The organism is Arthrobacter sp. JDC6, assembly GCF_056484025.1.
The window spans coordinates 4473382-4494713 of record NZ_CM151278.1 but is presented as its reverse complement, the minus strand read 5'-3'; the positions used below and the strand labels follow the sequence as shown (position 1 = coordinate 4494713).

Here is a 21332-nt window from a genome sequence, read left to right as displayed (position 1 = left end):
AATCCTCCCACGCCGGTCCCTTGCCTGGCGGGGTCCCCTAGCCGGCGGCGGTGAGGAACTGCTTCAGCAGCGGGCCGGAGGTGGTGGCGCCCAGGCCGCCGTCCTCCACGAAGACGGCTACGGCCAGGTCCCCGTGGACGGCCACGATCCAGGCGTGCGTCTTTGGCGGAGTCTCGGTGCCGAATTCGGCGGTTCCGGTCTTCGCCCCTACCGGTGCCCCGGGGACGCTGGACAGGAACCCCGCGTGGCCGGACGTGACGACGGCGCGCATCATGTCTGCCAGCGACGCCGCCTCCGCAGCCGTGATCGGCTTGTCCGAGGCGGTGGAGGGTGCCTCGGCAGCGGCGGTTGCGGACCGGTCGGCCGCGGGGGCAGTGGAACCTGCCGTTGTTCCGGCAGCGGGCGCACCGGCGTCGGGGTTGAGGACCAGCTGCGCGGCGACGGGGGCGCCCTTGGCCACGGAGCCGGCCATGATTGCTGCGGCCAACGGGGAGAGCAATACCTTGCCCTGGCCAATCATGGACGCTGCGTGTTCGGTGCCCTGCGCCTGCCCTGGAACGGAGCCCAGGAAGGCTTCGGCGCCAAGTTTCGGCGCCTCCACCGCCACTCCCATGGACGTGGCAGCGGCTTCAAGCTGGCCCTGCGACACCGAGTCACGCTGGGAGATGAAGGCAGTGTTGCAGGAGTGGGCAAAGGCGTCCCGCAGGGTCACCGCGCCCAAAGAGGTCTCGGGGTAGCCTTCCGAGTTTTTGAAGGTCCGCCCGTCCACCGTGAGCGTGGGGGTGCACTGGATGGTGGAGTCGGGCGTCATCCCGTTCCGGAACATGGCCAGGGAATCCACCATCTTGAAGATCGATCCCGGGGCGTACTGTCCCAGCATTGCCGTGTTATAGCCGTTGCTGCCCGGCCCGGAAGCCGCTGCCAGCACGGCTCCGGTGGAGGGTCGGAGGGCCACGATGGCTGACGCCGGCCCCACCGGCTCCAGGATGCCCTCAGCCAGCGTCTGCAGCCGCGGATCGAGGGTGGTCTTCAGCGGCGTCCCGGGCTTGGGCTCCACCTGGAAGAGGACGCGGCGGGGGTCGGTGCCGGCGGATTGGATCTGTTCGCGCGTGAGGTCGGCCCGTTGCGCGCGGATGACGACGGCGTCCGATCCGCGGAGCTGTTCGTCATACTGCTGCTGGAGCCCTCCGATGCCCGTGACGTCCCCGGGGGCCAGGGCGCCATCGGACGCCTCGATTTGTTCCGCCGTCGCTTCCCCTACCGACCCGAGCACGGCCCGGGCAAACGTCCTGCTCGGGGCCAGGGGGATGGATGCCGGGATGCCGCGGGCGCCGGGAATGGCCTGGATCTGTGCATCGGTGATGGTCCGGCCCTCTTCGCGGAGGGTGATGGCGGAAACAAAGGCCTGGGCCCCTGCTGCCTTGACCTGCTGCACGTAGGCGGCAGGGTCCACTCCCACCAGGGCAGCCAGTTTGCCGGCGGAATCGGCGGGGTCTGCGCTGCCCAACTGGGGCTTGTCGATGCCCACATTCACCACGGGGCGGTAGGTCACCAGCGGGACGTCTCCGGCGCCCAGGATGTCTGCGCGCTGGGGGGTCTGGGATCCTTTGGTCACGATTTCGCTGTCCCCGAGGCCCGGTGCCAGGATGGCCGGATCCCAGACGGTGAGCCATTTATCGCCGGACTTCCTGAAGTTCGCTGCGATGGTGTACTTCCATTCCGCGTCGCCGAACTTCCAGGTGTAGTTCAAGGGTGCGGAGGCCTTGTCCCCGTCCAGCGTGAGTCCGCCTGCCTGGACCTCGGGCTTTTGCGGGTCCAGGGCCGCGAAGACCTGGTGCAGCTGGTCGTTCGCTGCGGCGGCGTCCTTGCCGTCGAAAGCCACGGACCCTACGTCGAGCGCCGAGACTGCGCCGGCCAGCTGCCGTGCCGCGGCTTCGGCGCCGGACTTTCCGTCATCGCAGGCCACCAGCGAGGTTCCGATAATGAGCGCAGTTATGGCAAGCGAAAGTTTTGTTGTTTTCCCCATCGCGCCATTATCCCCCGGGCCGGCTGACATCAGCGCCACGCGTGTTCAGTCCCGGGTCATGGAGCGTTATGAGAGCCCCAGGTCCGGCACCGGCAGTTTGAAGACGTCCTTCAGGGCGGACGTTGCGGCATGCAGCCCGGGCATGCCCGTCACCCCGGGACCCGGCGGTGTCGACGACGAACACAGGTAGACGCCCAGCAGCGGCGTCCGCCACGGGATGGGGGACACCACCGGCTTCTGGACCAGACCCCGGACGTCCATGATGCCGGCGCTGAAATCGCCCCCAATGTAGTTCCGGTTGTATTCAGCCAACTCCGCTGCGGTGATGACGTGTGATTCCACCACAAGATCGCGGAATCCCGGGGCGAACCGTTCCAGCTGCGCGGCAACCTGGCTGGTCATGTCCTTCGTCGAGCCGGAGGGAACATGGCAGTACGTCCACAGTGTGTGCCGGCCTGCAGGGGCGCGGCCTGCGTCGAAGCGGGACGGCTGGGCCACGAGCACATATGGCCGTTCAGGATGGTGTCCGGCACTGACTTCGTTTTCCGAGCGTGCCAGCTCGGCCCGCGTGCCGCCCACGTGCACGGTGCCGGCGTCGGAGAGTCCGCTGGCCTGCCACGGCACCGGCCCGGACAGGATGAAGTCCACCTTGCACGAGCCATTGCCGTAACGGAAGCGTTCCAGGGCCCGCCGGTAATGTCCGGGAAGTGATTCCCCTGCCATGTCCAGCAACCCCCGGGGTGCCACGTCCAGCAGCGTGGCGCGGGTGGCAGGAAGCTGTTCCAACCGGTCAATCGGGGTTCCGGTGTGGATGACTCCTCCGTGGGCGCGGATGTCGTCCGCGAGGGCTGCCGCGATGGATGCGGAACCGCCGCGGGGGATGGGCCATCCCACGGCGTGTCCCAGGGCACCAAGCATCAGCCCGGCTCCGGAGGCGGCGAGGGAGGGCAGGTGGGAGATGGCATGGGCGGCCACACCGCTGAGGAGGGCCGGCGCCAGTTCCTCCCGGAACCGAAGGTTCCACAGCCCGGTCCCTTGTTCCAGGGTCCGCAGGCCGTAGACGCCGGCCACCAGGGGGTTCCGGGGGATCCGGAGGAGTTGGTTTTGGGTGAAGTCCATGACGTCGTCAATGTGGCGGACCAGTGGCTCCATGAGCCGGCGGTACGCGGGTCCGTCCCGGCCCAGTCCTTCAACGGTCCTGTCCATCGATTGATAGGCCAGGGCTGCCCGGCCACCTTCCAGCGGGGAACCGAAGGACACGTCCGGGGTGATGAGGTCCACCCTTCGGGGCAACTCGAAAGCGCGGAAGAAAGGGGACGCCACAGCCATTGGGTGCACGGCGGAGCAGACATCATGGAAGTGCCCGGGCTGCATCAACTCCGTGGTCCGGGTTCCGCCGCCAATCGTCGCTGCGGCCTCGAAGACCTCCACTGACAGGCCGGCCCGCGCCATCACCGCGGCCGCGGAGAGTCCGTTGGGGCCGGACCCTACTACTGCCACATCAGGCACGGGACCCCGCCTTCGCCGCGCGGAATGAAGCCGGCAGCTTGAGCCGGATCCGGTCCGGCGCGTTGGAGAAGGGGCCGCCGTGGGGGTCGTCCAGGTGGTGGCGGCGGATGGGATCATAGGCGGGATCGTAAATATCCCAGACGACGCGTGCCATGAGATAGGCCACCGCGGCCATATGCGCGGCCACCGCCAGGACGTAGTAGGGCATGTCCAGGTTGTGCTGGGAGGAACCTGCGCTGGTCACCTGTCCAAGGTACATCCATATCGCAGCCCAATGCAGGGCTTCGATGCCCTGCCAGACCAGGAAGTCGCGCCACCGCGGCCGGGCCAGGGCCAGCAGCGGAATGAGCCACACCACGTATTGGGGCGAATACACCTTGCTGGTAAGGATGAAGGCCGCCACGATCAGGAAGGCGAGCTGCGCCATGCGGGGACGGCGGGGGGCCGTCAACGCAACAGCGGCAATGCCTGCACAGGCCACGGCAAAGAACCCGGTGGAAAACATGCTGACGGCACCGGCGCCAAGCCCGGACCAGCCCAGCCTGTCCGCCACCAGGTTGTAGGCAAACCAGGCTGAGCTGTACCCGGCGCCCCGCTCAGCGCTGTACTGGAAGAAGAAGGCCCACCCGGAAGGGTTGGCAGCCGCGAACGGCAGGTTCACTGCCAGCCAGGTGGCGGCCGCGCTGCCGCCGGCCACCAGCAGCGGGCGCCATCTTCCCGTGCGTACTGCAAGCAGCAGGATGGCGCCCAGCACCAGCAGCGGATACAGCTTGGTGGCCGTGGCGAGGCCAATCATGACCCCGGCGGGCACAAGCCGTTGCCGGGCAAAGAAGTACATCCCCAGGGCAAGCAGGCATGCGGCCCAAAGGTCCCAGTTGATGGTTCCGGCCAGCACGATCCCCGGGGCCACCGCCACCATGGCCGCATCCCACGGACGGCGGCCGGGCATGCGTGCTGTCACCAGCACGGTGGCCATGGCCACCGCCGCCAGCAGCACCGCGTTGATGTCAAAGTAGGCCAGGGCGCGGGCACCGGCCTCTCCGCCGGGTACCAGCCAGGCCGTCACACCCGCAATCAGCCCAAGGAGCACCGGGTATTCGAACTGGCTGCCGCTGCCCAGGATGGGAAAGATTCCCGCGGCCATGCCGCGGTTGCGGAACAATTCGGGGAAATCCGAGTAACACGTGGCATAGAACTGCGTGGGCGTCTCCCAGCCGTTGGCCCTGCAATAGCCCTTCAGCAGGACCCCCACCAGGGCTGCCAGGGCCGTGAGGACAATGAGCACCCGTTCCACCGAGTAGATACCGGGGGAGACCACGCCGGGATCTGTCCTGGATCCCAGCGGGCCGCCGATCACCTCGGTGAAATTCCGCAGCAGGGCATCGCTGCGGCTGGGCACTACGATTCGGGGCCGTCGTCCGCTGTCCGGCGACTGGGTCTCGTGCATGGCTTCGAGCTTACAGCCGGCCCCCTGCCGGGGGTTTGGGGGCCGGCCCTTCAGCGCAGGCCACCTATTTGCTGGTGCATGAGCACGAAAACGTCGTTCCGGTGCTGCTCCAGCAGGGCGCTGTTAAAGGAACTGCGGCGCTGCAGGGGCCGGGACAGGAGTCCCATGATTTTTTGCATCAAGGGAGCCACCTCCTTTCTTCGGTTATAAGGAACAAAAGTGCATGGCGAATTAGCACCCCTTTTCAGTGCGCAAAAGCGCGGAAATTTGGGCGCAAGGAATTCACCGGGGGAATTAGTGGAATTGCGCAGGAGCGCAGTGGCAGCGCGGACCACCGGGAGCCGGGAGTGAACCGCAATGCCGGTGGGAGAGCTGTGGCAAATGCGGGACTATGCGGCTGCGAAGGGGAGGCCTGGGCAGCAGCAGTTCCCGGAAGTCAGCGGAGAAGCACGGTGGTCCGGCCTGGACGGCCCGTCTTGGACATGGAGTCCCGCCTGGGCCTTGACGGTACTGGCACCGTGGCCCGCGGCCAGGTGGCTGGCGCCTAGCGGCGTCGCAGCAGGCCCGGGAGGTCCGCCGGCCGGCGGTAACCCGAGTTGACCGAAGCCACGCGCACAGGATCAGCAAAGGCCGGGAATGCATTGATGGAGGCATTCCATTCGCCAGTCAAAGTCATCATTATCCCAACCTCCTTTTCTACTGTCCGCTGCGTGGATTGCAATGCGGTCTTTGACCCCGGCAGATTGCCGTGGGGTCAGGAATAAAGGTACCCCAGGAATTCGCGGAAGACCAGCAATTTCCGGAGAAAAGAAGAAAACTTTTGAATAGGGGTATTTAGAGGCCCCAGCGGACAATGGCGGGGGTCTTCTTATCCCATCCAAGCGTGCAGACCTTCGCCGTGCCCAGGATGAAATGCCGGCCTTCCGTGGGCGGCAATTCCAGCCAGCGCGCGGTGAGGATCCGGGAGAAGTGCCCGTGCGCCACGATCAGCACATTGTCCATCCCGGATTCCAGGATCCGGCCGATGATCTTGTCCGCCCTGGCGGCAACCTCGTCGAGTGTCTCCCCGTTGGGCACGCCGTGGGTCCAGATCAGGTAGTCGGGGTTGTCCTTGCGGATCAGGTCCGAACTGATGCCCTCGTAGTCGCCATAGTTCCATTCGACCGCGAGCGGTTCATGCCGGGCATCGGGGAAGCCGGCGAGTTCGGCTGTCCGCCGTGCCCGCCGCAGCGGGGACGTGAGCACCAGGTCGAAGTCGACGCCGTCCAGCACCTTGCGGGCCTCCACGGCCTGCTGCTCGCCTTCCACCGTGAGGGGGAGGTCGGTGAGGCCGGTGTACTGCCCGCTCTTTGACCATTCGGTTTCGCCGTGGCGGAGGATCCAGAGCTGGGGGCGCGGGGCAAAGGCGGGGTTGGTCACTTGGACTCCTCAACGGGTGAAGGTTCGACGGCGGCGGAAGAGACTCCAGGGCCGGGTCCGGCAGGTGCTGATTCAGGCTGTTCGGCCCACCACCGGAGCAGGCGCGCCTCAGCTTCCGCGGTGGGCAGTGGTCCGTGTTCCATCCGTTCATTCAGGAGGAACTTGTAGGCGCGGCCCACCACAGGCCCCGGTTTGAGTCCCAGCACGGCCATGATCCTGGCCCCGTCCAGGTCCGGGCGAACTGCGTCCAGGGACTCCTGTTCCCGGAGTGCGGCGATGCGGGCTTCGAGGTCGTCGTAGGCGAAGGCCAGGCGCTCGGCCTTGCGCTGGTTCCGGGTGGTGACGTCGGAGCGGGTCAGGCGGTGCAGGCGCTCCAGCAGCGGACCAGCATCGGTCACGTACCGGCGGACGGCCGAGTCGCTCCAGCCGGCGTCGCCGTAGCCGTAGAAGCGCATGTGGAGCTCCACCAGGCGTGCCACGGCCTTGATGGTGTCATTGTCGAACCGCAGCGCCTTCATCCTCTTGGAGGTGAGCTTGGCACCCACCATGTCGTGGTGCCGGAAGCTCACCGCGCCGCCCGGTTCGAAGCGGCGCGTAGCCGGCTTCCCGACGTCGTGCATCAATGCAGCGAAGCGCAGCACGAAGTCCGGTCCGGGCACCGGACCCTCCGCGTCGGTTTCGAGCTCGGCTGCCTGCTCCAGGACCTGGAGCGAGTGCTGGTAGACGTCCTTATGCCGGTGGTGCTCGTCGGATTCGAGGCGGAGGGCGGAAACCTCGGGCAGTACATGCTCGGCCAGCCCGGTTTCCACCAGGAGGTCGATGCCCGTCCGTGGCCGGGCACCGCAAATCAGCTTGACCAGTTCATCCCGCACGCGCTCGGCGGAGATGATTTTGATCCGGTCCGCCATGCCTGTCATTGCGTCCCGCACGTCATCGTGGACCGAGACGCCCAGCTGCGCGGCGAACCTGGCGGCCCGCATCATCCGCAGGGGGTCGTCGGAGAAGGAAGCTTCCGGCGCGCCGGGGGTGGCCAGCACGGAGGCGTGGAGGTCGCGGACGCCGCCGAAGGGGTCCACCAGCTCCATGGAGGGCAGCTTCAACGCCATGGCGTTAATGGTGAAGTCGCGGCGCAGCAGGTCATCAGTCAGCGAGGAACCGAACGCCACCACGGGCTTGCGCGAATCGGGATCGTACGCCTCGGCCCGGTACGTGGTGATCTCAATCTGGAAGCCGGCCTTGCGCATGCCAATGGTGCCGAAGGCGCGCCCGATTTCCCAGAAGTTGTCCGCCCACTTTTTGATCAGGGCCACGGTCTGGTCCGGCGTGGCGTCGGTGGTGAAGTCAAGGTCGGGGGAGGTCCGCCCAAGGAACAGGTCACGCACCGGACCACCCACCAGGGACAGCTCGTGGCCGGCGTCCACGAAGCGCCGGCCGAGCTCCAGGACCACCGGGTCCACCTTGAAGTCGACAGTGTGGGAATCAATCTTGTGATGTGCGTGCGACATAGTTCCTTAAGCTTGGCAGAAACCAGCGCCGCGGCAGTCCAAAAAGCGTCACGATCCGGGCCAATTGACCTTCGCCGCCGGAAAGTGCGTCATATCCTGTCCATGTTGGTGTCATGTTCCGGTCATCACGGAAGGGCAACAGTCGTTAGAGTGGACTCCATGGCCCATCCAGTACCGAGCGCTCCAGGCAGGAGGACGAACGCACCATTGCCGTCGGCAATCGGGGCGCACGTTGCCCCTGCCCAGCATTCGGCACCGGCGTCGCTGCCTACGGTCGAGGAAGTCTCGGCCGGCGGTGTCGTGGTGGATACGTCCGACGCCGGGTTGAGGGTTGCGATCATCGCCCGCCTTAATAGGGGTGGCCGCCTCGAGTGGTGCCTGCCCAAGGGCCATCCGGAGGGCAAGGAAAACAACGAAGAGGCCGCGGTCCGTGAGATTGCCGAGGAAACCGGCATCGAGGGCACCATCCTGGCGCCGCTTGGCAGCATCGACTACTGGTTCACCGTCAGCGGCCACCGGGTCCACAAGACCGTGCCCCACTACCTCCTGCGGGCCACAGGCGGCGAACTCACCATCGAGAACGATCCCGACCAGGAAGCCGTGGACGTGGCGTGGGTCCCCATCCAGGAACTTGCCCGGAAGCTGTCATTCCCCAACGAACGCCGCATCGCCGACCTCGCCCGTGACGTCCTGCCCGGACACCTCTAAGCCCGGACGCCGCCGTCGCCATTGCGGTGTTAAGTGCCGGTGGGTGAGACGATGAAGTCGATGTCAGCTACCAACTTTCCTTCCGACCGGTCCGGCCGGCCCGATGACGCGGCACCCGACGGCGTGCCCCCGGAGCCGGCCGCTCCGGACCTGGCCCAGCCCGTGGCCGCTGGCCCCAGCGAAACCCGTTCCAGCGCCATCATGGCCGCCGGAACGCTGGTTTCGCGTTTCCTGGGCTTCGGCAAGACCTGGATGCTCGGTACCGCCCTGGGCCTGGGCTCAACGGTCAATGACACGTTCATCAACGCCAACAACCTGCCCAACCTGATCTTCCTCCTGGTGGCCGGCGGCGTGTTCAACGCGGTCCTGGTCCCACAGATCATCAAGGCCAGCAAGGCTCCGGACAGGGGAGCGGACTACATCAGCCGGCTGCTGACGCTGGCTGTCCTGCTCCTGTTCGGCCTGACGGCCGTGGTCACCCTGGCAGCTCCCGGCGTGATCGAACTGACCACCCAGGGCTATTCACCCCAGCAAAAGGCCCTGGCGGTCACCTTCGCGTTCTGGTGCCTGCCGCAGATCTTCTTCTACGGCCTTTACGCCCTGCTCACCCAGGTCCTGAACGCCAACGGCGCCTTTGGCCCTGCCATGTGGGCGCCCATCATGAACAACCTGGTGGCCATCGCCGGCCTGGGCATGTTCATCTGGATTTTCGGCAGCAACGAGGTCAACCCGCACAACCTGGACAACTGGGGATCAACGCAAACGCTCCTGGTGGCAGGATTCTCCACCATCGGCGTGCTGTCCCAGACAGCCATCCTGCTGGTCCCGGTCTTCCGGCTGAAGCTCGGCCTCCGGCCACGGTTTGGCTGGCGCGGCGTGGGGCTGGGCCACGCAGCCAGGCTGAGCGTATGGACGCTCCTGACGGCCGCCGTCGGGCAGCTCGCCTTCCTGTACGTTATGCGCATCGCCACCATTCCCGGCGCCGAACGCATCCGCCTGCAGCAGGCGGGGGACCCGTCGGCATACACCCTGCCCGGCAACGCGGTCCTTGAAGTGGCCAGCCAGCTGTACCTGCTGCCGCACTCGATCATTGCCCTGTCGCTGGCCACCGTGCTCTTCAACCGGATGACGCGGGCATCGCAGGACGGCAACCGGGCTGAACTGCGCGATGCCCTCTCCCACGGCCTGCGGACCATGGCCGTGGCCACTGTGTTCGGGGCGCTGGCACTGTTTGCCCTGGCCGGTCCGCTGGGCATGTTCTTCTCCGGCGGACTGCGGCAGGACGGCGTCATGCTGGCCCAGACGCTCACCATCCTGGCCCTCAGCACTCCGTTCATGAGTGCCAACTTCATGATGTCCCGCGTGTTCTACGCCAACGAGGACGCCCGCACGCCGTTCTATGTCCAGCTGCTGCTCGCCGTGGTGTACGTGGCGGGGGCGTTTGCCATCCAGTTCCTGCCGGTGGGCCAGATCATCTATGCCATTGCCGTCCTCTACATGGTGGGCAACATCCTCTCGGTGGTCATCAGCGCGTTCTTCCTGCGGCGCATGCTGGGCCACCTCGACGGCCCACGGATCGCCAACTCCTACATCCGCATGGGGTACGCGGCCCTCGGTTCGGCAATCGCCGGTGCGGGCGCCCTGTGGCTCATGGGCAGCTACAACCCGGACGGTTTCGCATGGCAGAACCGAATCACTGCCCTGGTCACCGTCATTGTGGTGGGACCCGTCATGCTGGTGGTGTACTTCGTCCTTCTCAAGCTGTTTCGGGTCTCAGAGCTCAGCGACATGCTCCGGCCCCTGCTGGGCAGGTTTGGCCGCGGCAGCCAGGCCCCTGCTCCGGACGCCGGGGACGCGCCGTCGTCCCCTCCCGCTGAAGCTGTGGACGGGGAGCGCGGTCACCGCCCGGAGCGGGCCACCACGTCCGTTGATACCGGCCTTATCCCCCGTATCTCCGGTGAATTCGACGCCGTCTCCTTCCGTGCCGGCCCGGACCCGCAGCGTGGGACGCACCGTCCGCAGATGTACGACGGCGGCACGGCCCAGGGTGCCGAGGACGCCTACCTGCCGGGGGAGGACCAGCCCGGCACCGCCCGCGGCGGCCTGCTCAGGGAACAGATCCCGCTTCCCGGCCGCCGCACCTACCAGGGGAAGCCCGGCGAGAACCCGTATTTCAAGACCAGGCGCAAGCGGAAAAAGTAAATTCCGTCCGGTCTGGCGCACGTCTTCTCCGCAGCCGTTTGGGGCGGATCGGCTAGGATCGAACAGGTACAGGGGTAGTTGCATTACGGGTTTGCCGTGCGCGGCACCCGAACGGCGGTTGCGTCATCAGACCGGCAATCCCGGACAGTCTAGGAGGAACACGTGTCCAACCCGATCGACGTCGGATCAGTACTGGGCGGCCGCTACAAGGTCACCGCCACAGTGTTGGCCTCGCACGACCACGATCTGGTGCTGGACGGTGTGGACCAGGTCCTCAACCGCCCGGTCAGCATCCTGGTTGCCGGCCCGGAGAACACCGAACAGGTTGCGCAGAGCGCCCGCGAAGTCGCCACCGGCGAACGTCCCGGCACCGTTCAGGTCCTGGACCTTGGCGTCACCGAGGACGCCACCTACCTCATCACCAACCACACATCCGCCGCCGACCTGCTGGACTTGGTGGTTGCGCCCAATCCGCCGTACGTGGAGCCATTCTTCACGGACACGCTGGGCAGTGAAATTTTCGGCCAGCCGCGGTCGCACGAGCCGGAGCCGTACGACGAGGAAGACCACGTCGACGCCGGATATATCAACTACGCCGATTCGCACCCCAGCCAGGTTGATCCATACCGTTCAGCGCCGGCCGTACCGCCCAGGCCGTCCGTTCGTCCCGCTGCCCAGCAGCCCGCCGCACCAGTGCGCGCTGCCGGGGCCGCTCCGGGCGCTGGTGCCGCTGCAGCGGCCGGTGGGGCTGCAGCGGCCGGTTGGGCTGAAGGTGCTGCTTCGAACAAGGGAAACGGGTCCTCCCGGATGGATCCGGATGCCACTGCAGCGCAGCCGGTGGCAACCAATGCCCAGTCCCCGTCCGGACGCGCCAGCGCTGCGGAGGCGGACACAGGACCCAACGATACCGCTGCCGCAAGCACCCCACGGCAGCAGGTCCAGCCAACCGCTGAGGACCGGACGCCCAAGGTTTCCCTGTGGTCCGACGACGACTATGCGCAGTCAGGGGATCAGGACCACTACGAGGAGACCCACGAATCCCCGCAGGAATCACATCCAGTCAAGGGGAAGGCAGCCCTCTTTGCACGTGCGGCTGCGCCCGCTGCCGCCGGCGTCGCCTTCGCGGACCGTGCCGAGGATGACGACGACGATCGTGATGAGTCCGAAAACCAGCCCCGATCCATGCGCTGGCTGGTGGGCGGGCTCCTGGCCGTTGTGCTGATCGCCGGCCTGATCTTCGCCGTGACCAACCTGGGCAGCCTCTTTACGCCGGGGCCTCAGGCCAAGCCGACAGCTGGCCCCGCAACCACCAACTCCCAGGCATCAGCGCCTGCCACTCAGGCAGCACCGTCGGCGCCGCCCGCCGCTCCGCCGGCCATCGAGAGCGTCAGCCGGCAGGGGAACTTCGACTTCGCCGCCACCTTCGATGGCGATCTGGTCAAGGCCTACGACGGCAATGCCGCCAGCTACTGGTCCGATATGGAATTCGCCACGGAAAACTGGGGTGGACTGGCCCCGCAGGGCGTCCCCCTCGTTGTGAAGCTGAAGAGCGCTGCCACTGTCTCCTCCATCACGCTCTCCCAGCTCGGGGGATCGGGGGGCAACATCACGGTCTACACCAATGACCGGCCCACCATGGACGGAGCCAAGGCAGTAGGAACCAACAGCTTCACGTCCACAGACCTGAACATGCCCCTTCCGGAACCGGTGCAGGCACAGTACGTGATTGTCTCCATCAATTCCCTTCCCAAGCTGGCGGCTCCCAAGACCCGCTACGGCTACGGTCTCCGGCTGGCTGAAATCAAGGTCCAGTAGGCGTCTTTCCGCCTGCGGGTGTTACCGGCGCTGTTACTGCCGCCCACCGGCACCCGCAGCGGGAATGTAGTCTGGAAAGAGCGCCCTGCGACGGCTGGTCCTCTGACTTCCCCGGTGGTTCACCTTGCCCGGGCGCTGGAATATTCAGCACGCGGACACAGTTGTGCCATGTGGCCGGCCTCCACGGGGAGGCGAGTCGAACAAGGAAGAGGTTCACGGTCCAGTGACCATCGAAGAGAAGACGGCGTCCGGCGTTCGCGACGTCATCATTGTGGGCTCCGGCCCGGCGGGCTACACGGCCGCCGTCTACACAGCCAGGGCGAACCTCAAGCCTCTGCTGCTGGCGGGGTCAGTGACCGCCGGCGGGGAGTTGATGAACACCACCGACGTTGAAAACTACCCCGGCTTTCCGGAAGGGATCATGGGGCCGGACCTCATGGAGAACTTCGAGAAGCAGGCGGCACGCTTTGGTACCGAGATCCAGTTCGAGGATGTAACCACGCTCGAACTTGAGGGCGCCATCAAGACGGTGACCATCGCCACGGGGGAGACCTTCAAGGCGAAGGCGGTCATTCTCTCCACTGGTTCCGCATACAGGGAACTTGGCCTGCCTAACGAGAAGCGCCTGTCCGGGCACGGTGTCAGCTGGTGCGCAACCTGTGACGGTTTCTTTTTCAAGGATCAAGACATCGCCGTAATCGGCGGTGGCGATTCCGCCATGGAGGAGGCCCTGTTCCTCACCAAGTTTGCGAAATCGGTAACGGTTGTTCACCGTCGCGATTCGCTGAAAGCCTCAAAGATCATGGCGGACCGGGCACTGGCACACGACAAGATCAACTTTGTGTGGAACAGCACCGTGGACGATGTGCTGGGAACGGACAAAGTGACGGGTATTCGGTTGAAGAACCTGTTGGACGGATCTTTGTCAGACCTCGCAGTGACAGGTGTCTTCGTCGCTATCGGCAACGATCCCCGTACGGACCTCGTCAAGGATGACCTCGCGCTGACGCCTGAGGGAACCATCGCCGTGGAGGGTCGCAGTTCCCGTACCAGCCTTCCCGGCGTCTTCGCTGCCGGAGACGTTGTTGACCCTACCTACCGCCAGGCCATCACCGCCTCCGGTTCCGGCTGTGTCGCGGCAATAGACGTCGAGCACTACCTGGCCGACCTGCCGGCATAATCTGCCCCCACTGTTATCCGAAGAGAAAGATAAGGTTATGAGCAACGCTAAAGATGTAACTGACGCAAGTTTCGGCTCCGACGTTCTGTCCGCCGAAAAGCCGGTAATCGTGGACTTCTGGGCCGAATGGTGCGGGCCCTGCCGCAAGCTCGGACCTATCCTGGATGAGATTTCCGTGGAGTATGGTGAGAAGGTTGACGTCGTCAAGGTCAACGTAGACGACAACCCTGCCATCGCCGCTGAGTATGGAATCACTTCCATTCCTGCCGTTTACCTTTTCCAGGGTGGCGAAGTGAAGAGCACAGTTATCGGTGCCAAGCCGAAGCAGTTCTTCGAAAAGGAATTCGCAGACGTTCTCTCCTGAGCACCCCTCCCTGCGGTAGGCAGGAAGTGGGATCTGCACAAAGTTGGCCATCGCCCCGGGGCGGTGGCCAATTTTTTGTCTGCGACCATTGAGATGGGACGGGTCAGACAGGGTTTCACGTAAAACATTTGTTCGGGAGGGCATGAAACGCCTACTCTGCACTTTCAGGGCATTTTCGCTGACGACGTACTTCGTACGGGGGCTGTGGACCAACCATTCGGGCCGCACAACGGGTTACGGCCTCCAGCTCTGGTAGGTCGCGTTTCACGTGAAACATCCGTCTGGGTGGACAGGATGCCGAACTTGAGCCCATGCTGCCCTGGGTAAGTAGGACTAGGCGACCGTAACTAGCGTGGCAATGAATTTGTGCGTCCCCCCTTCTTGAGAGCGTGCGAGCCGTGTTCGCCTCGCTTGACCGCACGAGAAATGGGGTGCCGGTGAGGAGCTTTAGCTGCCCCCAACGCGGTGAGCGGCGATGGATCACGCTTGCCGCTATCCGGTGGGTCATTTCTGGTTCCGATCCCCTATATGTCAGGCAGAGCACAACTATCGAACTATTCCCGAGGCCGCGAAGCTTGTTCGACCAGTGAATTCATTACGTGCAGCCGGAGACCCTGACGTGCGGGAAGGGTGGAGCTGCGGCCCTCCCAGCACTTCCGGGTCGCTTTGGAGCGTCACGAGGGGACGAAATTGCAGCCCGACCGAAACCGGCACAGTACGGCCAGGAATTCACCATCTTGACGCGGGGTGAAGGAGAACGGTGATAGTTTTCCCCGCTCCCAAACTATGGGCACAGCCGATCCTGGCCCGACCACAGAGAGTCGGGCATGATGTGAGGTGCAGTTGTGGGCACGTACGGAATCTGACGTTTAGAGATGCTGGCCCAGCGAGGCCGCTACATCTGTTGTCGTCCATGTCCGGGCTACTGTCGGTGCACCCTGATCCTGCGGTGGGCCGTAGGGGTCTCACGTACTCCGGGACACTTGGAAATTCTATGGCAGGTCGTTAGCCATATAGAGGCATCCAGCGCTCCGGCCGAGCGTAGAAGTGTTTCACGTGAAACATGACAAGCACAGGGGAGTGCGCGGCGTTTCACGTGAAACATCTCAACGCTCGGCCCGCGACTCAGACCGGAGACGGGCAGTAAGGGTAGCCCCGCACCAGTGAAGGAGTAACGGAAACCCTACGGCGCAACGCGGTATGAGTATCGGTACGTAGGACCCCCTTGCTTCGTTTATCCAGGCGCTTACCCGACCTCGGTTACCGAGATGCCGCAATCACTTACTGGACGGTCGCGCGCTGATCGATGCGACCGTCCGCCCCCAGCTCGCGGTCGGCAAAGGCAACAAGGATCGTACTAAGGGCCAAGCGCGTCAATCTCACCTGGTTCACGATGCATTCACACTGTGTGTGCGTCTCGACACCACGGCCTGGGGCACCAGCCGGCGGCACGAACCGATGCAGCAGCAGCTAGACCGCCAGGCTGATGGCCCAGTGTGGACATGTGGATCGAAGCCTCCCGTTCAGCGTCACACGAAACGATAACCACTGTGAATTGGAGCAGGGGCATGTCCCTGTCCCGGTCGGAAGCTCCACGCATTCGCGCCTGCGGCCGAGCGCCCTGCGACCCGTCACCCCCACCGTGCGCGCAGAGTTATACACAAAGTTTTCCACATGCCAACCGCGTCAGTATCCACATACTTATCCACAGCCGCTGCAGCTTCCGCAGATCTGATCCCCATCACATGGCAGACTTTACTGCCAGCAGATCAGTAGTTGTCCCAGCGGTTATCCGTGTGAAGATGCAGGCAGAACAGTTCCGAGATGGGGAGGTGCGTCCCCAAAGGCCCGCAATCAACCAGCTGAGTGCTATCTCCCAGCGTACGCGCGGGCTGCAGACGACATTGAGGATCGTTTCACGTGAAACGCATACCCACGCTCCGAGTCGGATGGCGCGCGCGGCGGGAACGGTCGTGTTGGAACCCCGACTGACGGTTTAGCACCTGGAGTCTTACCCACACCTGCCGCCAGAGTTATCCACACTGTTATCCACAGGAATATCCACCGATGAAATTGGTCACACAAGCCCGTGGCATCCCAGTTCTGCTCCGCCGGCAACTGCGCCAAGGGGAGCCACGGGACCTCCTGCCGGCCAACAGGACAGGGAAATGTGCCGCCCGCGATTGTGGTTTAGGTTGGCTTCCTTTGGAAGCGCAAGAAGCCAGTACCGTGATGACCCTATCCAGCCCCTCTCCTGGTCCTCAAGAGCTTCGAAGCAGACCACCCTTTCGGCCGCGCCTCCCGGTACAGTGGCTGGTGCAAAGTAACGCGCATACCAGTAAGACATTGCCGGTACCTGGCCACGACTGTGCCCCTTCCATTACGAGGTGACGCATCTGCAATCCGCGAGCCATCAACATCCAGGTGAATCCCAGCCCCGCATTCAGTGATCGGCGCCCACCCACTCAGCGGCGGCGACACGTTCCGGAGAACAGCACCACATATGGCTCAGCTACCAAAAAGGGCGGACTCGTCACGAAGAGACGACCAGTGGCCAGGAGACAATTATGGCGCCCCAGATAAGGCCGGAGGCCAAGCAAGCATCGAACAGAGGTGTGGGAGCGAGCACGCGAGGCGAAGGCCATAGAGTCCGCTCTACTCTGGTGGGGCCGGCATTACTGCTAGGCTGACGGATGACGCCTTCCAGCCGAGCCCTGGTACCCATAGCAAGCGCACATGTTTCACGTGAAACGCGGAGCGTAGCCTTCCCGCAAGGCTCCAGCATCATCGGTATCAAGGATCCACGTCGTGGTCCACTGGCTCAGCGGGCGGCCGAACCCCATGGCAGCTGGCTGTTTCACGTGAAACGTCATGCCTGACTGACGCCCGCGAGCAGCAGTGTGACGGTAACCCCGCGCACGTGGACGCGAACGCATTCCTAGATACGGGGGACCCTTGCATAGTGAACTTTTGCCTGCCCCTGGCTCCGGGGTATCACCAGGATTGAAGAAGTCCATGGCTATAGTGCTATGACAGTCGGCCCAAGTCGTCCATGTCGTGGACGTCTATAAGATTCTCTGCGCACACGAGGTGTCGGGACCGGACGCGCTCGATATGGCACTGGACATGTGATCGCAGTTACCGAACCTGACGCCGATGTGCCGCTGAAGCGCGAAACGTCAAGAACCTGGGTCTTCCGTGAATCGGGGCGTCCATCGAAGCGCCCGGATTCTCGGTTACCAGCCGCGTTTGCCGAATATTTCAACCCAGGCGGAAACACATGCAGAGCAAAACGCTCCAGCAATGGCGCTACATTCACCAAGATCTGGCAAGTCCACCACGCGAGCGTCCAGCAGAAGGGTGGAGTGTGGCCGGGCGTGCAGTTACCGGATTTTGGCGGCAAGCCACAGATCACCGCAGCATCGCATTAAGCGTCCTTGCGGGGTGATTCGCGGAGCAATTCCACCGCAGAAGGCGGCTGGACTAACCCTTGTTTCACGTGAAACACGAACGAGGGTAACCAGCCCATGACTCCTTGACCCACCATAGACCACACCACAACTGGCCGGCGCATAAAGGTCAGGAACACCGTTATGTGCCGCCGGCACCGACGCCCGCGTCTAGCGTGGGCCCAGTATGGCGGATCTGCAACTTACCGCTGCGCACGTACATAGATGGAGTTGGCGCTGCTGTTCGGCCTCCCAGCGGCACTAAATCGGCCCCGTGCACGCCACCAATCTGACAGAACAGTGCAGCCGCACGATGTACGCCGGCAACCCCGCGGAAGCCAGCCAGGAACAACCAGGAATAGGAAGGGGTCGGGGACTAACTGGGGGAGGGTTGAACGACACAACGGCCTTAAAACAGCCTCATCAACCAACCATGGGAACCACGGGCAATGATCACCAAAACAAAAAGGCCCGATTCGCAACGAACCGGGCCTTCTAACTTTGAATCAGTTGGTTGAACCTGGAGCCAAGACATCCATGATCCTGTTCAGGTCTTCTACACTGGCGAACTCGATGCTGACCTTACCCTTCCTGACACCAAGAGAGATTTTGACGTTGGTATCAAGGCGGTCCGACAGCGAGGATGCCAGGTAGTCCAGGCGTTCGTGCCGTGCTCCGGGACGCGGGATATTGTTCTTGGCGGGCTTGGCCGGATCCTGGTAGAGCGTAACCGCTTCTTCAGTAGCGCGGACAGACATTCCCTCTGCGACAATTTTCTGCGCAAGCCGTTCCATGGCTGCAGCATCGGGAAGGGAGAGAAGTGCCCTGGCATGGCCGGCAGACAGCACACCCGCCGCAACACGCCGCTGAACCAGCGGGGGCAGCTTCAACAGGCGGAGCGTGTTGGATACCTGGGGCCGGGAGCGGCCGATGCGATCCGCCAGCTGCTCGTGGGTGGTGCCGAAGTCTTCGAGGAGCTGCTGGTAGGCCGCCGCTTCTTCGAGGGGGTTCAGCTGGCTGCGGTGCAGGTTTTCAAGCAGCGCATCCCGGAGCAGGTCATCGTCCGTTGTGTCACGGATAATGGCGGGGATGGTTTCCAGGCCCGCTGCCTGTACGGCGCGCCAGCGGCGCTCACCCATGACCAATTCATAGGGCTCGCTACCGGATTCGGTTGAGGTGCGGACCACAATTGGCTGGAGGACGCCGATTTCGCGCACCGAGTGCACCAGCTCAGCCATGTCATCCTCATCGAAGACATTTCGGGGCTGCTTGCGGTTCGGATGGATGTCGGACACCGGGATTTCCGCAAAGCGGGCACCGGGAACTTCCACCAGCTCAACACCGGATTCCTCCCGGAAGTCTGCACCGGCGGTCTCGGCCGGCACTGGACCGTCTTCGGCAGGGCTGTCCACAACCTCGGGGACTGCCGAGGTTTCAGCGGCGGGGGAGGATTCCGGGGACTCATTGGAGCTGGCCGCGGAAGTCTTCCCGGCAGCCGTCTTTTTCGCCGGAACTTCCGGACTTGAGGAAGCAGACTTCCTGCCGGCGCCGTCTTTGTCCGGCGCCGTCGTGGCAGCCGCTGCGTTGCCTGCCGCGGTGCGCTGGCCGGGAGCCGTGGCTTCCTTGTCCTGCGTTTTCGCGGGGGCTTCGGCTGCGGGTTCTTCTACCGACTCGGTTTTCTTCCGTCCTTCGGGAAAGAACAGATCCACAGGCCGGGATACCGTCCCACCGTTGCCCGACCCATTGGTTGCGGCGGAACTCGGAATCAGCGCGCCAAGACCGCGGCCTAGGCCCCGTCGCTTCTCGCTCATGGGTAAATCCCTCCAGTGGTAGAGCCCCGGACCAGCCTGGCTCCGTGCGTTGCGGTATTGAAGATTTTAGCGTTCGGCTATTTCAGCGGCGGCTTCCAGGTAGGACAGTGCGCCACTCGAGGACGGATCATACGTCATGACTGTCTGCTGGTAGCTGGGAGCTTCGGAAATCCGCACGGACCGTGGAACCACAGCCGCGAGCACCTGGTCCGGGAAATGCTGGCGTACCTCTGCGGCCACCTGGGCAGCGAGGTTGGTGCGGCCGTCGTACATCGTCAGGAGGATGGTTGAAACAACGAGTTCCGCGTTGAGGTGCTTCTGGATCATCTCGATGTTCTTGAGGAGCTGGCTCAGGCCCTCCAGCGCGTAGTATTCGCACTGGATGGGGATAAGAACCTCGCTGGCGGCGCAAAAGGCGTTGACCGTCAGCAGGCCCAGGCTGGGCGGGCAGTCAATGAACACGTAGTCCAGGCGTTCTTCACCGTTCTTCTCGCGGGTCTTCGCGTAGACATCGATGGCACGCCGCAACCGCTGTTCGCGGGCAACAAGCGAAACCAGTTCAATCTCGGCACCCGCAAGATGGATGGTGGCCGGGGCACAGATGAGCTTTCCAATGTCCGGGCACGGGGCAACCACATCCGCCAGCGGGACGTCATTGATCAGGACGTCATAGATGCTGTCCACGTCGGCATGGTGCTCAATTCCCAGTGCGGTGGAAGCGTTGCCCTGGGGGTCGATATCAATGACCAGGACGTTCAGTCCGGCAGCCGCCAGGGCCGCGGCAATATTCACGGTGGTGGTGGTCTTGCCCACCCCGCCCTTCTGGTTGGAAACCGTGAAGATGCGGGTCTTGTCAGGACGCGGGAGCTGACGTCCCATCAGGCGCTCACGGCGCTTCGTCTCGTGGGCAAGCTCGCGGGCGATGGGACTTGAATCATCGATGGCGTCAATGACGTTCGAACGACCTGAAGTGGTTGTTTCACGTGAAACCGCACTGCCGGCGGACGCGGCACCAACCGTTTTAGGGTGATTACCACCTCTTCCGGGTGCCATTGCTATACCGGCAAGCCCGGACCCAGCGACAGAACGTGCCGACCCCAAGGACACAAACGGCGGGATCCGTTGTGCGGAGGCTTCACTACTGGTCACTGGGGCACACTCACTCTCGTTCAGCCAATTTTGCTGCCGTTGTCTAGCCTAACTGCTCCGACCCGCTGACAGCCGTCAGCGGGCCCGCATTAGGACTTCTTTTGGGGCTTGTTTACAACGATGCGGACCACCGTGGTGGGTTCCTCAAGGAGGTTGTCGCCCACCGTCAGCACGGAAGTCTCAATACCACCCAACTTGCGGATGGTCTTGGCAGCCTTCTCGATCTCCTCGCCGGCGCTGCGGCCCTTGATGGCCACCACTTCACCGTGGCCACCCAGCAGCGGGATGGTCAGGCCGGCGAGGTTGGTCAACGCCGATACCGCACGGGCTGTCACCACGTCAGCCTCCACCTGCCCCACGGCGAGCTCGGCGCGGGTGCGCATCACCGTGACGTTGTCCAGGCCCAGGTCATCAACCACTTCCTGGAGCCAGATCACGCGGCGCTCCAGGGGTTCAATGAGCGTGAGCTCAAGGTCGGGGCGCGCAATGGCAAGGCACAGGCCGGGCAGTCCGGCGCCGCTTCCGACGTCGGCAACGTGGCTTCCCTGGGCGATCTCGCTTTCGATGACGGCACAATTGAGCACGTGCCGGCTCCACAGCCGGGGAACCTCGCGCGGCCCGATCAGGCCCCGCTCGGTGCCGGACGTTGCGAGATGCTCCACGTAGCGCTTTGCCAGGTCCAGGCGGTCGCCGAAGATCTTCTCAGCAGCGCGAAGCTCTGCTGCCGTGATGTCAACCATGGTTATCG

General features: G+C 64.1%; 16 protein-coding genes. 6 read left to right on the top strand and 10 right to left on the bottom strand.

Annotated elements, in window-relative coordinates:
* Positions 1-37: 37 nt before the first annotated feature.
* From ACV095_RS20845 to ACV095_RS20815, 7 genes are all read right to left on the bottom strand, one after another.
* A complete protein-coding gene (locus ACV095_RS20845) occupies positions 38-2026 on the bottom strand; it encodes a penicillin-binding transpeptidase domain-containing protein (RefSeq protein WP_018769857.1) in 1989 nt (662 codons plus the stop codon).
* A gap of 66 nt (positions 2027-2092) precedes the next feature.
* The gene (locus ACV095_RS20840) at positions 2093-3535 is read right to left on the bottom strand and encodes a phytoene desaturase family protein (protein ID WP_478222633.1); all 1443 of its coding nucleotides are present in this window, start codon (positions 3533-3535) and stop codon (positions 2093-2095) included.
* A complete protein-coding gene (locus ACV095_RS20835; protein ID WP_166673093.1) occupies positions 3528-4982 on the bottom strand; it encodes a glycosyltransferase family 87 protein in 1455 nt (484 codons plus the stop codon). Before ACV095_RS20835 ends, ACV095_RS20840 begins: the two co-directional genes overlap by 8 nt.
* A 50-nt stretch (positions 4983-5032) precedes the next feature.
* Positions 5033-5164, bottom strand: a complete 132-nt coding sequence (locus tag ACV095_RS20830) for a hypothetical protein (RefSeq protein WP_261377430.1) — start codon at positions 5162-5164, stop codon at positions 5033-5035.
* A 362-nt stretch (positions 5165-5526) separates the two neighbouring features.
* Positions 5527-5661 (bottom strand): hypothetical protein, encoded by a 135-nt coding sequence (locus ACV095_RS20825; RefSeq protein ID WP_018769862.1) that lies wholly within the window; start codon positions 5659-5661, stop codon positions 5527-5529.
* A gap of 155 nt (positions 5662-5816) precedes the next feature.
* Complete coding sequence (locus tag ACV095_RS20820) at positions 5817-6401, bottom strand: histidine phosphatase family protein (RefSeq protein WP_018769863.1); 585 nt, start codon at positions 6399-6401, stop codon at positions 5817-5819.
* Positions 6398-7906 (bottom strand): CCA tRNA nucleotidyltransferase, encoded by a 1509-nt coding sequence (locus tag ACV095_RS20815; protein WP_056392343.1) that lies wholly within the window; start codon positions 7904-7906, stop codon positions 6398-6400. The genes ACV095_RS20820 and ACV095_RS20815 overlap by 4 nt, the downstream gene beginning before the upstream one ends.
* Positions 7907-8113: 207 nt before the next feature.
* Here ACV095_RS20815 and ACV095_RS20810 point away from each other — a divergent pair, with 207 nt between their 5' ends.
* The 6 genes from ACV095_RS20810 to ACV095_RS20785 all read left to right on the top strand — a co-directional run bounded on the left by ACV095_RS20810 (position 8114) and on the right by ACV095_RS20785 (position 17606).
* Positions 8114-8614, top strand: coding sequence for an NUDIX hydrolase (locus ACV095_RS20810; RefSeq protein ID WP_478222632.1), 501 nt, complete (start codon positions 8114-8116; stop codon positions 8612-8614).
* A 60-nt stretch (positions 8615-8674) separates the two neighbouring features.
* Complete coding sequence (murJ, locus tag ACV095_RS20805; RefSeq protein WP_056392342.1) at positions 8675-10816, top strand: murein biosynthesis integral membrane protein MurJ; 2142 nt, start codon at positions 8675-8677, stop codon at positions 10814-10816.
* Between the two features lie 162 nt (positions 10817-10978).
* Positions 10979-12631, top strand: coding sequence for a discoidin domain-containing protein (locus tag ACV095_RS20800; protein WP_478222631.1), 1653 nt, complete (start codon positions 10979-10981; stop codon positions 12629-12631).
* A 223-nt stretch (positions 12632-12854) separates the two neighbouring features.
* Positions 12855-13811 carry a thioredoxin-disulfide reductase gene (gene trxB / locus ACV095_RS20795; RefSeq protein ID WP_478222630.1) on the top strand — a complete coding sequence of 319 codons (957 nt, stop codon included), beginning with the start codon at positions 12855-12857 and terminating at the stop codon, positions 13809-13811.
* A 37-nt stretch (positions 13812-13848) separates the two neighbouring features.
* The gene (trxA, locus tag ACV095_RS20790; RefSeq protein WP_018769869.1) at positions 13849-14175 is read left to right on the top strand and encodes a thioredoxin; all 327 of its coding nucleotides are present in this window, start codon (positions 13849-13851) and stop codon (positions 14173-14175) included.
* 3128 nt (positions 14176-17303) lie between these two features.
* Positions 17304-17606, top strand: a complete 303-nt coding sequence (locus ACV095_RS20785) for a hypothetical protein (protein ID WP_478222629.1) — start codon at positions 17304-17306, stop codon at positions 17604-17606.
* A gap of 524 nt (positions 17607-18130) precedes the next feature.
* On the opposite strand, the gene ACV095_RS20780 is transcribed toward ACV095_RS20785, so the two are convergent.
* From ACV095_RS20780 to rsmG, 3 genes are all read right to left on the bottom strand, one after another.
* Positions 18131-19435 carry a ParB/RepB/Spo0J family partition protein gene (locus ACV095_RS20780; protein ID WP_478222628.1) on the bottom strand — a complete coding sequence of 435 codons (1305 nt, stop codon included), beginning with the start codon at positions 19433-19435 and terminating at the stop codon, positions 18131-18133.
* Positions 19436-19501: 66 nt separating this feature from the next.
* Positions 19502-20584: a ParA family protein gene (locus ACV095_RS20775; protein WP_478222627.1), complete on the bottom strand. Its 1083-nt coding sequence runs from the start codon at positions 20582-20584 to the stop codon at positions 19502-19504.
* 89 nt (positions 20585-20673) lie between these two features.
* Complete coding sequence (gene rsmG, locus ACV095_RS20770; RefSeq protein ID WP_056392334.1) at positions 20674-21324, bottom strand: 16S rRNA (guanine(527)-N(7))-methyltransferase RsmG; 651 nt, start codon at positions 21322-21324, stop codon at positions 20674-20676.
* Positions 21325-21332: the final 8 nt, after the last annotated feature.